Below are 14,728 nucleotides of genomic sequence, written 5' to 3' on the forward strand. Positions count from 1 at the left end.
GAGGACGGTGAAGGATGGAACACAACAAACTGGTGTATATTGCATCTCCGTATTCTGGAGATGTTGAGCGGAATGTAGCATTTGCAAAGGCAGCCTGTCGTTATGCCATGAACCAGGGGGTTACGCCAATTGCCTCCCATCTGTTATATCCGCAGATGCTGGATGATGGAGTCCCAGAAGAGAGGAAGCTGGGAACAGATATGGGGCTTCGGATTTTGAAGGTGTGTGAGGAAGTCTGGGTGTGTGGAAGTGAACTGTCTTCAGGAATGGAGCAGGAAATCCGTGCAGCAAGGCAGCTTCAGATTCCGCTTAGACGGGTCAGCGAACAGGAGATTGGATGGGAACTATGTGAAGTACCGATACAAAAGGGAATGGAGATGGGCGGATGATGACACTGGGGAGTCTGTTTGACGGGATTGGAGGATTCCCTTTGGCGGCAGTTCACTGTGGAGGTGTACCGGTATGGGCCAGTGAGATAGAACCGTTTCCCATGAGGGTAACCAAACTCCGGTTTCCAGATATGATCCATGTAGGGGACATTACAAAACTGGATGGAGCAAAATTGCCGCCTGTGGATGTAATCTGCGGAGGCAGCCCCTGTCAGGATTTGTCAGTAGCCGGATTACGGAAAGGATTGGCAGGGGAGCGCTCCGGTCTGTTTATGGACCAGGTACGCATAGTAAAGGAGATGAGAGCAGAGGATGAAAGACGAGGGGTATCAGATGACTTTATTCGACCTCGATACCTCGTTTGGGAAAATGTCCCTGGAGCATTCAGTTCCGCAAATGGAGAAGATTTCCGGGCGGTCATCGAGGAGATTGTCCATATCAAGGACAGTACCTGTCATGTGCCTCGACCTGACACCGGGCGCTGGGAATCTGCTGGGGCTGCCATTTTGGGAGATCAATTCAGCCTGGCTTGGAGAGTCTTGGATGCTCAATACTGGGGAGTCGCCCAGCGCCGCCGTAGAATCTTCCTTGTCGCAGATTTTGGAGGACTCACCGCACCAAAGATATTATTTGAGCAGGAACGCCTGCCTGGGGATCCTGCGGAGGGCCAAGATCAGGGGAAAGGAGTTACCGCCGCAGCTGGAAACAGCTCTGCGGATTCAGGCGGGAGTAGAGTAGCAGAGGAAAAACAGGTGGATATTTTTGCGGTTCATATTGATCAGAGGGAAGAAACAATCAACCTTAATGGAATATCCGGAGCTTTGATGGCAACGACCAATTTGCGGATGCAGACCTTTGTGGCAGGGGGGATGAGGAAGTTTGAAAGTGCAGAAAAAGAAGAGTGTCTGTGCCTCAATGACCAAGGAGGAGAGCGTATGGATGTTTCGGTCGATGTAACAGCAACCCTGCGGGCAGGGATGAGTGGTCATCCGCCTTTGGTGATGGGCATCCAGCAGGGGAGTGCTGGGGCAGAGGAAACTCCGGATCTAGCCCTTACAGAGGAGGCAGAAACCGGCGGGAACAATTACCAGATTCTGTTTGAGAATCACGGGATTGATGCCAGATATACAGGTCCGCATGAGGTGGCCCCTACCATGTCAGCCCGGTATGGAACAGGAGGAAACAATGTCCCACTGGTTTCAGATATGCCGGAGAGTTATTGTATTGCCGGAAATATCATTGATCGGGAAGTACAAAATGGAGGAAATGGTCTGGGATGCCAGCCGGATATATCCTATACTCTTACGAGCGCAGACCGTCATGCAGTGTTCAGCCGCCAGAGAAGTGATGAATTTCTGCAAAATCGGGTAACAGCGACTCAGAGTGCCAGACAGCATAAGGATGCTACGGATCTGGTGTGTGAGCCGTATCAGAATACGGTAGGAACCATTGGATATACAGATCATAAGGGGATTAATAATCAATATGTCAGCGAAGATAAATGTATTGTTGAGAACCGGAAACTGATCCGGAGACTGACGCCTTTGGAGTGTGAACGGTTGCAGGGTTTTCCGGATCACTGGACAGATATCCCTGGTGCCTCGGACAGTGCCCGTTATAAAGCTCTTGGAAATAGCGTAGCGATACCGTGTGTGGATTTTGTTCTCCGTGGTATCGCTTATTTTTTGCGCAAGATGAAGGAGGAGAAAGAACCATAAGATTGGTAGTTCTGCTTCCGTTTTCAGGCAATCTTTGTTGGGTATCGTCATAGCTATCTCATCTCTTTATGGATATACTTGGTTTGTAAAAACGAGGAAAGGAGAGTCAAATGGAAGAGCGTAAGAAAAATTTATGCGCCATGATTCCAGAATCCCTGCATAAGAAAGTTCGGGAAGAACAGGAAGAATGGGGAATCAAGCTGAACGAGTATATGGAACGGATTCTAAAAGACCACTTTGAGAAGGGAGAAAGAGAGATGGCAAACGGAACCAGGACACTGGCATTTCAGGTATCAGAGGAGTTTTTTCAGAGGTTAAAAAAATACCTCAAAAAGACAGGACAGAGCCAGAAAGAATTTGTGATCGGACTGATTGAAGATGTACTTTCGCAGGAAGAACATGTAGTATCTGGAGAGATGCAGGAGACAGAGGGAAAGGCAGAACTTGAGGAAACTGAATAAGAGGAAGGATCGAACATACCGCCGGCAGAGCTTCATCATGCCGGCGGTTATTATTTGGAGGTGATCGGTTGTATATTTATCCGGACCATTTGAAATCAAAAGCAACACTTTGGTTATGGCAGCTTCGGGACATTGGGATTCTTGGTATTTGCGGATTGGTCTCCATTTTAGCAGCTACGCAGGCGGGATTTATGTTCCCTTGTGTTCTGACAGGGGTATATGGATTTCTGACGATCCGCTTTGAAGATACCAGCATTCTGGATTTTATCCGGTATGCCTGTGCGTATTTTTTTATGCGTCAGCAATTTTTTGAGTGGAGGTATGAATGAGCAGGGAGAAACGAAAAGCGAAAAAAGAGGCAGAGAAGCGCCTCTCCACACGGCAGTTCATTGGTGCAAAGGAGATTACAGACTACAGTCTGGTGACCTACGGACAGGGGGAGCTGGTGTATTTTATTGTAAAACCAACGAATATTTCTGTTTTGTCCGAATCTAGTGTCGGGGCAAGAATCTATGCTCTTATGACTGTACTAAAAGGAGTGGCAGAGATTGAGATGCTGTGTCTAAACAGCAGGGAAAGCTTTGAAGACAACAAGCGGTTTCTGAAAAGTCAGATGGAGCAGGAAGAGAATCCAGTCATACGCCGTCTTTTGGAACAGGATCAGACCCATCTGGACCGGATTCAGGTGCAGATGGCGACAGCCCGTGAATTTCTGATTATGCTGCGGTTAAAAGATGAAAAGGAATCGGATATTTTTCCGTACCTTTCCAGGATTGAAAAATCCCTGAAGGAACAGAGTTTTTCTGTTAAACGGGCAGATAAAGAGGATATCAAACGTATCCTGGCTGTTTACTATGAGCAGAACGTGACCACAGAGAAGTTTGAAGACTTTGACGGGGAGCGGTGGATCATACCAGAGATTTAGAGTGAGGAGGAGATGACTTGAAAAAAGGAAGAACAGCAGTTGATGACAGGGAAGATAATGTGCGTATCCAGGAATTTCTGGATATGATTGCCCCGTCTGTCATTAAATTTGAAACAGATCATTTTATTTGCGGTAACACCTATCGTTGTGTCTGGGCACTGCGGGAGTACCCGACTGCTACGGAAGAGCAGGCAATTCTTTCACATTTAGGGGAGAAAGATGGTGTAACCTTGCGGATCTATACCCGTCATGTGACACCCGTTGAGGAGCGGAAGATCATCAGTAATGCAGCCAACAAAAACCGGATGGATCGGAGCAATACCAGTGATTTACAGCAGACTGTTTTGGCTGAAAGTAATTTACAGGATGTAACTACCATCGTAGCCCAGATGCACCGTAACCGAGAACCCCTCCTCCATACGGCAGTATATCTGGAGTTGTGTGCCCATGATCTGGAGCATTTGAAGCTTCTTCAAACAGAAGTACTAACGGAACTGATCCGGTCAAAATTGAATGTAGACCGACTGATCCTCCGTCAACAACAGGGGTTCCGGTGTGTAATGCCAAGCGGTTATAACCTGTTTAAGGATCAGTTTGAGAGAGTGCTTCCGGCCAGCAGTGTGGCGAATCTGTATCCCTTTAACTATTCAGGAAAGACGGATCCTCATGGGTTCTATATTGGGAGAGATAAATTTGGGAGTAATGTACTGGTGGATTTTAACCGGAGAGCAGATGATAAGACGAATGCCAATATCCTGATTCTGGGAAACAGCGGACAGGGAAAAAGCTATCTGCTTAAATTGCTGCTGACGAATTTAAGGGAGTCCGGAATGCATATCTGCGCTCTGGATCCGGAAATGGAGTATGAAGATCTGACCAATAATCTGGGAGGGTGTTTTATCGACTTAATGAGTGGGGAGTTCATTATCAACCCTCTGGAACCGAAAACCTGGGACGAAGCGGGAAGCCCGGAGGATCTGGATGCACCTCAGACCTTTCGCATCCGGTCCAGATTATCCCAGCATATCAGTTTCTTAAAGGACTTTTTCCGAAGCTACAAGGATTTTTCCGACAGGGAAATCGATGTGATTGAGATCATGCTGCAGAAGTTATATACCAGATGGGGGATTACAGACGAAAGTGATTTTGAATGCCTGGCTGCGGAGGATTACCCAGTTCTCTCCGATCTTTATGCGTTCATTGAGGAAGAATATCAGGGATTTGACGAAAACAGAAGACAGCTTTATACAGCAGAAATGATTCAGAGTATTCTTCTTGGGCTGAATTCTATGTGTGTGGGAGCTGAGAGCAAGTTCTTTAATGGACATACCAATATCACCGATGATGGCTTCATTACCTTTGGGGTAAAAGGACTGTTACAGGCCAGCAGGAGCCTTAAAAATGCATTGCTTTTTAATGTGCTTTCGTTTATGAGCGATGTTCTTTTGACACAAGGCAATACGGCAGCCAGTCTGGATGAGTTTTATCTGTTCCTTTCCAACCTGACTGCAGTAGAGTATGTTAGAAATTTTATGAAGCGTGTGCGAAAAAAAGATTCTGCAGTTATCATAGCCAGCCAGAACCTAGAGGATTTTAATCTGGATGGCGTGAGGGAGTATACCAAGCCGCTGTTTTCCATCCCGACGCATCAGTTTCTGTTCAATGCGGGGAGCATTGATGCCAAGTTTTATACGGATACCCTGCAGCTGGAGGATAGTGAGTATAACCTGATCCGGTATCCACAACGGGGAGTCTGCCTGTATAAATGTGGAAATGAGCGATATAACTTAATGGTAAATGCCCCGGAACACAAAGCCAGACTGTTCGGAAAGGCAGGAGGACGCTAAAAGGGGAGACTATGAATGGAGTTAAAGGAGCAGAAATTTGGCATTGAGATTGAGATGACCGGCATTACCCGTGCGAAAGCGGCTGAGGTAACGGCAGAGTATTTTGGAACTAGAGTCAAATATCTGGGAACCTATTACGATACCTATGCAGCCATTGACACGGAGGGGCGGCAGTGGAAGTTTATGAGTGATGGGAGTATAACAGCGCAGAAAAAATCGAATGGGAGAAAGATCAATGCAGGGAGAGAATATCAGACGGAGATGGTAAGTCCCATCTGTCGCTATGAGGATATTGTGACGATTCAGGAGATCATCCGGAAGCTGAAAGAGCATGGGGCACTGACGAATGGAAGCTGCGGTATCCATGTGCATATCAATGCGGAACCGTTTGATGCCAGAACCCTTCGTAATATCACTAATATCATGGCAGCCAAGGAAGATCTGATCTATAAAGCTCTGGGGGTGTCCGTGGATCGACAGCATCGGTGGTGTCAGCCAGTAGACACACGATTTTTGGAAGAATTAAACAGAAGAAAACCAAAGAGTATGGAGGCAGTGGAACGGATCTGGTATAACGGGGAGAGCCGCAGAGACCAGCATTATGATGATAGCCGCTATCATTGTCTGAACCTTCATTCTGTTTTTCAGAAAGGAACAGTGGAATTTCGTCTGTTCAATGGGACGCTTCATGCAGGCAAGATTAAGGCCTATATCCAGTTTTGTCTGGCGATTGGCGCCCAAGCGCTGAATCAGTCCTGCGCCAGCAGAAGAAAAACTCAGACCAGCAATGAGAAGTATACATTCCGCACTTGGCTTTTACGGCTAGGATTAAATGGGGAAGAATTCGCCACAGCTCGTCAACATCTGCTGGCAAATCTGCCGGGCTGTATTGCCTGGAAGGATCCGGCTCAGGCGGAAGCACAAAAGGAAAGAATGCGACAGAAGCGGGAGAAGGAATTGGCAGAACGGATCCAGAGACAGGAAACCATTCATCCAATTGAGGAATTAGAATCAGCTGGGGAAGCACAGGAATCCCCGGCTTTTTGTATGCGAATGTGACAGGAGGAAGCAAATTGAAAGGAAAACAAAGACTTTATATTGCCTATGGGAGCAATCTGAATCTGGAGCAGATGGCATTTCGTTGTCCGACTGCGAAGGTAGTAGGAAAGAGTGAATTAAAGGATTACGAACTGTTATTTCGGGGAGGCCGCAGGGGGGCTGTGGCAACCGTAGAACCTAAAGCAGGGAGTACTGTGCCGATACTGGTCTGGGAGATTCAGAAGAAAGACGAGGCATCGCTGGATCTTTATGAAGGGTATCCGAATTTCTATGATAAGCAGATGCTGGAGATTGAACTGGATGGAAAAATTGTTCCGGCCATGGTTTATGTGATGACACCAGGGCATTCATTTGGAATTCCCTCTGACTATTATTCCAATGTAATCTGGCAAGGGTACGAAACGGCAGGGTTTGAAACCCAGTTTCTGGAGGACGCAATCGAACATGCTTATCAGCTTGTACAGAAACAGGAAAGAGAGGGAGACTTCTATCAGCAGAGCCTGTTTCATATGGGGGGCTATGATGGAATGAAATAAATCCTGATGCGTCAGATGAATATCTCGATAAAAAGTGTGGAAGGAGTGATTTTATGGCCGTCTCAGCTGCCGCTGTGACAGCAAAACTGGTAGCGCTTACCCTATCTGACCGGAATGGGCGGACTGTGGTTTTTTCTGTTATTGCAGCATTAGTAACCCCTGTTATTTTAATTGCCACCATGATTATGTGCACGCTTTCTGGGACTGTAGACCATAACATTTCTGCTGTCCAGCTGTCCTTTCATGGAGGGTATTTGTCCTCAAAGGTGCCAGCAGAGTATCGGATGTACATCGAAAATATGCAGGACAGTTTTGAAAAACTGGATGGGGTGTTAAATGAAATTAATGGTATGGCAGAAGCCGAAGAAGTAGATCCCTACCAGGTAAAAGCGATTTTTTATGCCCTGTTTTTTGGTAAGGAGTACCCTCGGATGGATGAGGGGGACTATCGGGCATTCGCAGATTGTTTTGTAGAGTATGAGGAGAGGGAGGATGAAGAGGGAGAAACCTATACAGTTGCAATTCCAATCCAAAGCCTGAATATGGTCTACGGAAATCTTGCTGCAGAATTAAACCAGGAGGTTTCTCTGGAAGATAAAACGAATGTACAGCGCATCTATATGCTGGCAAAATACGGTGTGAGTGTACCAGGTGGAAATGGTCTTCCTCCCGGACAGGCTATGGGAGATGGGAGTTTTTCCGCGCTGATGGCAGAGGCAACCCGTTATATTGGTTATCCCTATGTATGGGGCGGTAGTTCTCCAGACACCAGTTTCGACTGCAGTGGATATATCTGTTGGGTCTACACGAGATCCGGGGTGTATCACCTTTCCCGAACAACAGCTCAGGGGATTTATGACCAGTGTGCGATTGTGTCAAGAGAGGAAGCTAGACCCGGAGATCTGGTGTTTTTTACGGGAACTTATGCATCTGCAGGGGCGGTCAGCCATGTGGGGATTTATGTTGGAGGCTCTAGGATGCTGCATTGTGGTTCGCCTATTGGCTATGCGGACCTTACTTCTCCTTACTGGAACAGCCATCTGTATGCTTTTGGAAGGCTGGCAACTATTCCGGAATGAGGCAGCTAAAAATGAAATTTGTGCAGATTTGCCTGGACAGTTTATGGATATGTGATATCGACTTTTAGAAAAAAGTTCGGTATTGTGTGTGGCTGAAAGGAGGGAAGTAACCGATGGATGAGATTATGGATCAGTTAAATCAGGTAATCGAAGAACGAGTTCTGGAGCTGAAGAGAAAAAGTGAAGAGGACAAGGTTCCCGCTTATTGCACAGAGACCAAGGAACATGTCCTCCGCATGGATCGAATTCTCAATAGCCTTTCAGAGGATGACCGGCAATGGTTGGATGACCAGCTTATGGCTAAAATGGATATACCGGAACAGGAGCGTTTGAGGTATTATAAGGCGGGTCTTGCAGATGCCATTGAACTAATCCATTATTTAAGAACCTGATGAAACGAGATCGGGCGGCTGTGTGAGCAGCCGCCTGATTTGCTTTCTGAAAGAAAAAGGAGATTTGAAATGAGAAATACTACGATCAATGTCAGTTTTAACACAGAAAAATTGGATGCGTTAAAGTTCCACATGGAAAAAAGGGACACCGATCTTCAGGGGGAATTAAATGATACAGTACAGAAACTGTATGAAAAATATGTCCCGCAGGCTACCCGTGAATATATTGATGACAAGGTGGCAAGAGAAATATCCACCAGAGAACGTACCCGTAGAGCTGATCGGACTGTAAGACGGGAGGAGTCCCAGCTGGAAGAATCAGAAATCGTATGATAACCAGAATAAAGAAAACGGAATCCCCAGTCATCCATGACATCCCCGTGTAGCCCCCTGTGTGCCCCTGTGTCGGGCTTTGGACAGCTAGGTGGCATCGTGGTACCCATACGAGGATTTTAAGCGGTGTTGGGCAAATGTGAGAGAAGGTTATGGAAACAGCAAGAACACGGGGGATATGGGATTCCTGAGTGGTTGGCAGGGTCGAAACGTGTGCAGGTTAAAGGGGGTATGCTGCTTTTGGCAGCCTACCCCTGGAAAACACCGACCGGCAAAGCCGTTCGGGAAATCTGGTTTGAATACTTTTGGAAAAGGCGGTCGAAAGAATGGTGCTGGATTTTTGAAAGTGGCAGGATTTTGGAGGAAATGAGAGAGATTTTGTGAATACCTGGTAAGGAGGGAACGATGGGGAGCGAAAATGCGAAAGTCCGTGTTGGGATTTATATTGAAAAAGCTATATTAGAACAGGCAGACGGGTTGTTGGAGACTGCCAATGTGCGTTCCAGAAACGAATTTGTAGCAGAAGCACTTAAATTCTATATGGGGTATCTTCTTGCAGGAAAAGCAGAAAATTATTTTTTGCAGTCACTGGCTTCTGTGCTTACGGGAACCGTTCAGGATAGTGAGAACCGTCTGGCCAGGATGGACTTTAAGATAGCAGTGGAATTGTCCAAGCTCTCACAGGTAATTGCCTACACCCATGATGTGGATGAAGAATCTTTAAACAGGCTGCACGTAAAATGTGTTGATGAAGTGAGACGGATCAATGGAACTGTGAAGTTTGAAGATGCGTATCATTATCAAAAGCGGGATGTGTAGATATTGTTGGAAAGGAAACGATGGAAAGAGAATTTATTTGTACTTCCCTCTAGTTGTGTGATGAATTTTCAGAAGAGATAAAAAATAGATTTGTCCTTTACGATGCAATAACTCATCGATTATAATATACTAAGAAATGAATCGAGGTGTAGAATTTTGAATGAGAGAGAACAAATCATTCAACTATGGTTCAAAATGTGGCTTACACAACAGGATCTTGGTATGGATGACATTTTTGCGGAAGACGTGATTTATACTGAAAGCTGGAGTCCAAAATATAATAACCGTCAAGTTGTAAAACATTGGTTTAATGAATGGAATACACGTGGCAAGGTGATGGAGTGGAAGATCAAGCAGTTCTTTCATAAAGATAACCAGACGGTTGTAGAGTGGTATTTTAAAAATGAAATGAATAATGGGAATATAGAGGAATTTGACGGAATGTCCTTGATTGTATGGACAGCAGATAATAAAATAAAATCATTAAAGGAGTTTGGATGTAACTTAAACAATTATAATCCTTATGAGGATAGTGATACGCCTAAATTTAGAGATGAAAAGACTAGTTGGTTTTAATCAGAAACAGAAAAATTATATGTGTTAATCTGGCCGAGGAGGCTTGATTATAAAAGTAAAGATAAAAACGCAACGTATGCAGTGATGCATACCAGAGCCGGTAGGTAGCCCGGCCGTCCTGCATATTAGGGTAAGTAACCTGCCCCTCCGGGTTGTCCATTCTTTGCTCATTTCAATCATTAAGGAGGGATTGCCATGAGTATAAGGACAGGCAAGCTGACAGTGTTTTTTGAGGAACCATTTTGGGTAGGTATTTTTGAGAGAGTTGAAAATGGGAAACTTTCCGTTTCCAAAGTAACATTTGGAACTGAACCAAAGGACTATGAGATTTGGGAGTTTGTGCTAAAGGAATATGATCGTTTGCAATTTAGTCCATCTGTGGAGGTTACTGCAAAGGAACTAACAAAAAACCCAAAGAAGCTCCAGCGTGAAATTCATAAACAAATGTTGGATAGGGGCGTTGGAACAAAATCTCAGCAAGCACTAAAGCTGCAGCAGGAACAAAGGAAACAGCAGCGTAAGTCTAAAAGCCGGGAAGACAAATTGGCAGAAGAGAAAAAAATGTTTGATTTAAAACAAAAAAAGAAAAAAGAGAAACATCGAGGGCATTAAGAATGTAATGTATTCTTACACAAAATTTGGTTTGAGGTAAACGATGGCATCAAGTAAAAATTATTTACAATTTGTTTTAGAGCAGCTGTCCGAGTTGGATGAAATTACATATCGGACGATGATGGGAGAGTTTATTATTTATTATCGTGGCAAGATTGTAGGAGGCATTTATGATGACAGACTGCTTGTAAAACCCACAAAGTCAGCAATTGCCTATATGACAGATCCGGTATATGAAGTACCTTATGAGGGAGCAAAAGAGATGCTGCTGGTAGAGGAGGTTGATCAGAAAGAATTTTTGACAGGACTGTTCCACGCGATGTATGATGAACTGCCGCTGCCCAAACCCAAAAAGAAAAAATAGGTATTGCGAAGGGAAAACAAATAAATGGACAAGGCAATTTTGTATATACATGGTAAAGGTGGAAATCCGAAAGAGGCAGAGTATTATAAAGCGCTCTTTGAAGAATATGATGTAATTGGTTTTGACTATTCCTCACAGTCACCTTGGGAAGCGAAAAAAGAGTTCCCCAGATTGTTTGATAACCTATGCGGAACATATGAAACGGTAACAGTGATTGCGAACAGCATTGGTGCTTTCTTTGCTATGAGTGCTTTGGCAGACAGCAAAATAGAGAAGGCATACTTTATTTCTCCGGTTGTAGACATGGAAAGATTGATTCGGAATATGATGCAGTGGGCGAATGTGACCGAAGATGACTTGCAGAAACAGAAAGAAATCCCGACATCCTTTGGGGAAACACTTTCCTGGGCTTATCTTTGTTATGTGAGGGAGCATCCTGTTACCTGGACTGTTCCAACGCACATTCTGTATGGAGAAAAGGATAACCTGACATCGTATGAAACAATAGCTGAGTTTGCAGATAGAATCGGAGCAACACTTACAGTTATGGAAAACGGGGAGCACTGGTTTCATACGAAAGAGCAGATGGACTTTCTTTCTGACTGGATCAAGCAATGTACATGATATGTTCAAATATTGAAACTATGTAACGGAAGAAGATGTGATAAAAAGTAAAAGGAGCCATGGTGTGTGATAAGCCATAGGTTCCTTTTTGCTTTCTAAAAAGGAGTAACATGACAAAACTTATTTTTACTTCCCGATATTTAAAAGATGCAAAACCATCTCAGAAAGAAAATTATGTCCATTACATTGGAACGCGGAAAGGGGTAGAGAAAATTGATACAAGTAAAAAGCACCTCCCAGCAACGGTGAGTCAAAAGAAGTTAGTGCATCAGCTCCTGCAGGATTTTCCGGCGACAAAAGAAATGCTGGAGTATGAAGATTATCAAAGAAAACCAACAATCGAAAATGCCTCGGAATTTATTTTCTGTGCATTGGAACAAAATCTTGATATAGCAGCGACGCGAAAAAATTATGTGGATTATCTGGCGCATCGTCCCCGTGTAGAAAAGATTGGTGAGCATGGTCTGTTTACAGATGAGGGAGAACCGGTGGTTCTTGGACAGGTGCAGAATCAAGTGGCAGATCACAAGGGAATTGTGTGGACCCATGTGATTTCCCTTCGGCGCGAGGATGCAGCCCGGTTAGGGTATGACAGTGCTGTTCAGTGGATGGCATTGCTGCGTTCCAAACGGGCAATGCTGTGTAAGCATATGAAAATTGACAGCGCCAATCTGAAATGGTACGCTGCATTTCATAATGAAAGCCATCATCCCCATGTTCATCTATTGGTGTACTCAGTAAAAGATGGAGAAGGGTATCTGACAAAGCAGTCGATTGAGGCCATGCGTTCTGAGCTGGCGCATGATATTTTCCGTCAGGATTTTGCAAATATTTATGAGGAACAGGCGCAGTCTCGTATGGATTTAAAGGAACGGTCGGAAGTTGTAATGAAGACATGGATAGATGAAATACGGGCGGGGACGCTTAAGAGTTCGGAAATTGAAACCAGTATGATGCAGCTTTCTAAACGGCTGCAGAATACAGGTGGGAAAAAGGTTTATGGCTACCTGAAGAGAGATGTGAAGGATCTGGTCGATCACATCGTAGACGAGTTGGAGAAAGATGACCGGGTGTCTGCCCTGTACCGGGAATGGGGGCTATGGCAGGATGAGATTGTGAAGACCTACCGAAAACAGACGGAAGAATTACCGCCTTTATCAAAACAGCCTAAATTAAAAAGTATCAAAAATATGGTGATTGCAGAAGCATTGAGGCTTGGCAGTCATCATTTTTTGTTTGAAGAGAATGAAGATGGATACTCAGAACCAAAGGACGATTTTTTTATACAAGAACCAAATCCGGTAGCAGAGCTGACAGGGGAACTAGATTCGGACTATGCGGAGGAGGAACTCAAGCAAGAGCTTTTTCCTAATGGCAGAAAAGAAAAATCCAGTTCCAACTGGTGGACAGATGGATATATACAGGCTAGGAATTATTTGTATGGCAGCGATTCTACATTACAGGATTTTGAAAAGGCATATCAGAAGTTCCTTCAGGAAGCAGAGCAGGGGAATGGGTTTGCCATGCACGACCTTGGCCGGATGTTTGCGGATGGCTTGGGACGGGATGCGGATGTTGGGCTGGCACAGAAATGGTATGAGAAAGCATTGGAAGCATTTCTTGTAAGAGAAGAATCCGTAAAGAAAAAGGAGAAACCCTATCTGCAATATCGTATTGGGAAAATGTATGCTTCTGGTTTGGGAGCAGAACAAAATTATGAAAAGGCGGCACACTGGTTTTCTCAGGCGGCTGCAATGGATCATAAGTATGCCCAGTATTCGCTGGCTGGGCTTTACCGGCGGGGCCGGGGGGTGGAGCAAAATGATATACGGGCGTTTTCTCTATATATGAGTTCAGCAGAGCAGGGAAATCCTTATGCCAGCCTGGAACTGGCGAAGATGTATAGGGATGGTTTGGGTACAGAGCCGGATTTACAGCAGGCAGAGTGGAGATTTCAGAATGCGTATTCCGGTTTTGTGGTTCTGGAAGAAAAAAGTCATGATGATAAACTCCAGTACCGGATTGGTCAGATGCTTCATACTGGAACGGGAACCAGCAAAGATGATGAGGGGGCGGCCAGGTATTGGGAAAAGTCTGCAAAGCTGGGGAATATCAATGCTCAGTATGCACTTGGAACACTCTGGCTGGAAACGGGAAGTGGAGACAGCGGCCAGGCAGTGGAATGGCTTACAAAAGCAGCAAATGCAGAGCACTCAGCTGCCCAGTATGTGTTGGGGAAATTATACCAGGATGGTGTGTATTTTAATAAAGATATGGATCAGGCCATGAAATGGTTCCGCTCTGCAGCGGAACTTGGAAATGAATATGCTGCATATCGGATGGGATGTTTGTTGCTTTTGGGGGAGGAAATACCGAAGGATGTGGAAGCGGCTGTGAAGTGGCTCAGCCTGTCAGCGGAAAAAGGAAATCCGTATGCGCAGTATCGGCTTGGAATGCTATATCTCAAGGGGGAAGAGTATTCTCCTCAAGTGGAAGTGGCAATGAAATGGCTTCAACAGGCAGCGGAGCAGAAAAATGAATGGGCCTTTTATCAGTTAGGGAAGTTATATCTTTCAGGAGAACATGTAACGAAAAATGTGGAAACAGCAGTACATTACCTAGGACTATGTGCGGAAAAAGGAAACCAGTATGCCCAGTATGTATTGGGAAAGTTATATCTCTGTGGCAGAGATGTTTCCCGTGATCGGGAAAAGGCAGTGGAATATCTGACAGCATCGGCAGAACAAGGAAATCTGTATGCCAGTTTTTTACTGGAACATCTGGATGCATATCAGGATCCATCCTTGTTTCTGGCAGCAACCAGACTGCTTCATCATCTGGAAAAGCTGTTTTGCGAAGAAGTACAGAGACCAATGGAAATGAAGCGGTATCAGATTGACCGGAAACGACGCAGGAAACTGTTAGAGAAAAAGCAGGCTCAAGGACATCATAGGGAGGATCAGGAGCCGGCACAAGGTATTTATTGACGAAGGA

General features: G+C 45.0%; 17 protein-coding genes. All 17 read left to right on the forward strand.

The window, feature by feature from the left end; translation table 11 throughout:
- The first annotated feature begins 14 nt into the window (after positions 1–14).
- The 17 genes from DW931_RS12830 to mobP3 all read left to right on the forward strand — a co-directional run bounded on the left by DW931_RS12830 (position 15) and on the right by mobP3 (position 14,721).
- Positions 15–389: a DUF4406 domain-containing protein gene (locus DW931_RS12830; protein ID WP_008400384.1), complete on the forward strand. Its 375-nt coding sequence runs from the start codon at positions 15–17 to the stop codon at positions 387–389.
- The gene (locus DW931_RS12835) at positions 386–2,107 is read left to right on the forward strand and encodes a DNA cytosine methyltransferase (protein ID WP_182429142.1); all 1,722 of its coding nucleotides are present in this window, start codon (positions 386–388) and stop codon (positions 2,105–2,107) included. Before DW931_RS12830 ends, DW931_RS12835 begins: the two co-directional genes overlap by 4 nt.
- Positions 2,108–2,217: 110 nt before the next feature.
- The gene (locus DW931_RS12840; RefSeq protein ID WP_008400380.1) at positions 2,218–2,568 is read left to right on the forward strand and encodes a hypothetical protein; all 351 of its coding nucleotides are present in this window, start codon (positions 2,218–2,220) and stop codon (positions 2,566–2,568) included.
- A 68-nt stretch (positions 2,569–2,636) separates the two neighbouring features.
- Positions 2,637–2,897, forward strand: a complete 261-nt coding sequence (locus tag DW931_RS12845; RefSeq protein WP_038292378.1) for a hypothetical protein — start codon at positions 2,637–2,639, stop codon at positions 2,895–2,897.
- Positions 2,894–3,493, forward strand: a complete 600-nt coding sequence (locus tag DW931_RS12850) for a hypothetical protein (RefSeq protein WP_002593804.1) — start codon at positions 2,894–2,896, stop codon at positions 3,491–3,493. Before DW931_RS12845 ends, DW931_RS12850 begins: the two co-directional genes overlap by 4 nt.
- Before the next feature lie 83 nt (positions 3,494–3,576).
- Positions 3,577–5,340 (forward strand): DUF87 domain-containing protein, encoded by a 1,764-nt coding sequence (locus tag DW931_RS12855; RefSeq protein WP_242828547.1) that lies wholly within the window; start codon positions 3,577–3,579, stop codon positions 5,338–5,340.
- 15 nt (positions 5,341–5,355) lie between these two features.
- Positions 5,356–6,399 (forward strand): amidoligase family protein, encoded by a 1,044-nt coding sequence (locus DW931_RS12860; protein ID WP_002593802.1) that lies wholly within the window; start codon positions 5,356–5,358, stop codon positions 6,397–6,399.
- A gap of 14 nt (positions 6,400–6,413) precedes the next feature.
- Positions 6,414–6,935, forward strand: a complete 522-nt coding sequence (locus tag DW931_RS12865) for a gamma-glutamylcyclotransferase family protein (RefSeq protein ID WP_002593801.1) — start codon at positions 6,414–6,416, stop codon at positions 6,933–6,935.
- Between the two features lie 53 nt (positions 6,936–6,988).
- On the forward strand, positions 6,989–8,014 hold the full coding sequence (locus tag DW931_RS12870) for a C40 family peptidase (RefSeq protein ID WP_002593800.1): 1,026 nt from the start codon (positions 6,989–6,991) through the stop codon (positions 8,012–8,014).
- Positions 8,015–8,127: 113 nt separating this feature from the next.
- Complete coding sequence (locus DW931_RS12875; RefSeq protein WP_002593799.1) at positions 8,128–8,406, forward strand: hypothetical protein; 279 nt, start codon at positions 8,128–8,130, stop codon at positions 8,404–8,406.
- Between the two features lie 69 nt (positions 8,407–8,475).
- The gene (locus tag DW931_RS12880; RefSeq protein WP_002593798.1) at positions 8,476–8,739 is read left to right on the forward strand and encodes a DUF6103 family protein; all 264 of its coding nucleotides are present in this window, start codon (positions 8,476–8,478) and stop codon (positions 8,737–8,739) included.
- A gap of 405 nt (positions 8,740–9,144) precedes the next feature.
- On the forward strand, positions 9,145–9,558 hold the full coding sequence (locus DW931_RS12890; protein WP_002593797.1) for a hypothetical protein: 414 nt from the start codon (positions 9,145–9,147) through the stop codon (positions 9,556–9,558).
- A gap of 156 nt (positions 9,559–9,714) precedes the next feature.
- Positions 9,715–10,134, forward strand: coding sequence for a nuclear transport factor 2 family protein (locus DW931_RS12895; protein WP_002593796.1), 420 nt, complete (start codon positions 9,715–9,717; stop codon positions 10,132–10,134).
- Positions 10,135–10,329: 195 nt separating this feature from the next.
- Complete coding sequence (locus DW931_RS12900; RefSeq protein WP_002593795.1) at positions 10,330–10,746, forward strand: YjdF family protein; 417 nt, start codon at positions 10,330–10,332, stop codon at positions 10,744–10,746.
- A gap of 43 nt (positions 10,747–10,789) precedes the next feature.
- Complete coding sequence (locus tag DW931_RS12905) at positions 10,790–11,110, forward strand: TfoX/Sxy family protein (protein WP_002593794.1); 321 nt, start codon at positions 10,790–10,792, stop codon at positions 11,108–11,110.
- 24 nt (positions 11,111–11,134) lie between these two features.
- A complete protein-coding gene (locus tag DW931_RS12910) occupies positions 11,135–11,734 on the forward strand; it encodes an alpha/beta hydrolase (RefSeq protein ID WP_002593793.1) in 600 nt (199 codons plus the stop codon).
- A gap of 110 nt (positions 11,735–11,844) precedes the next feature.
- On the forward strand, positions 11,845–14,721 hold the full coding sequence (mobP3, locus tag DW931_RS12915) for a MobP3 family relaxase (protein ID WP_002593792.1): 2,877 nt from the start codon (positions 11,845–11,847) through the stop codon (positions 14,719–14,721).
- Positions 14,722–14,728 lie beyond the last annotated feature (7 nt).

Source organism: Clostridium sp. AM43-3BH (genome assembly GCF_003479985.1).
In the GTDB taxonomy this organism is placed as follows: Bacteria; Bacillota; Clostridia; order Lachnospirales; family Lachnospiraceae; genus Otoolea; species Otoolea fessa.

Bases quoted from the DNA above. Each gene is read 5' to 3' on its own strand.
- DW931_RS12830 (WP_008400384.1), top strand. From the start codon at position 15: ATGGAACACAACAAACTGGTGTATATTGCATCTCCGTATTCTGGAGAT.
- DW931_RS12835 (WP_182429142.1), top strand. From the start codon at position 386: ATGATGACACTGGGGAGTCTGTTTGACGGGATTGGAGGATTCCCTTTG.
- DW931_RS12840 (WP_008400380.1), top strand. From the start codon at position 2,218: ATGGAAGAGCGTAAGAAAAATTTATGCGCCATGATTCCAGAATCCCTG.
- DW931_RS12850 (WP_002593804.1), top strand. From the start codon at position 2,894: ATGAGCAGGGAGAAACGAAAAGCGAAAAAAGAGGCAGAGAAGCGCCTC.
- DW931_RS12855 (WP_242828547.1), top strand. From the start codon at position 3,577: ATGATTGCCCCGTCTGTCATTAAATTTGAAACAGATCATTTTATTTGC.
- DW931_RS12860 (WP_002593802.1), top strand. From the start codon at position 5,356: ATGGAGTTAAAGGAGCAGAAATTTGGCATTGAGATTGAGATGACCGGC.
- DW931_RS12870 (WP_002593800.1), top strand. From the start codon at position 6,989: ATGGCCGTCTCAGCTGCCGCTGTGACAGCAAAACTGGTAGCGCTTACC.
- DW931_RS12875 (WP_002593799.1), top strand. From the start codon at position 8,128: ATGGATGAGATTATGGATCAGTTAAATCAGGTAATCGAAGAACGAGTT.
- DW931_RS12880 (WP_002593798.1), top strand. From the start codon at position 8,476: ATGAGAAATACTACGATCAATGTCAGTTTTAACACAGAAAAATTGGAT.
- DW931_RS12890 (WP_002593797.1), top strand. From the start codon at position 9,145: ATGGGGAGCGAAAATGCGAAAGTCCGTGTTGGGATTTATATTGAAAAA.
- DW931_RS12900 (WP_002593795.1), top strand. From the start codon at position 10,330: ATGAGTATAAGGACAGGCAAGCTGACAGTGTTTTTTGAGGAACCATTT.
- DW931_RS12905 (WP_002593794.1), top strand. From the start codon at position 10,790: ATGGCATCAAGTAAAAATTATTTACAATTTGTTTTAGAGCAGCTGTCC.
- DW931_RS12910 (WP_002593793.1), top strand. From the start codon at position 11,135: ATGGACAAGGCAATTTTGTATATACATGGTAAAGGTGGAAATCCGAAA.
- mobP3 (WP_002593792.1), top strand. From the start codon at position 11,845: ATGACAAAACTTATTTTTACTTCCCGATATTTAAAAGATGCAAAACCA.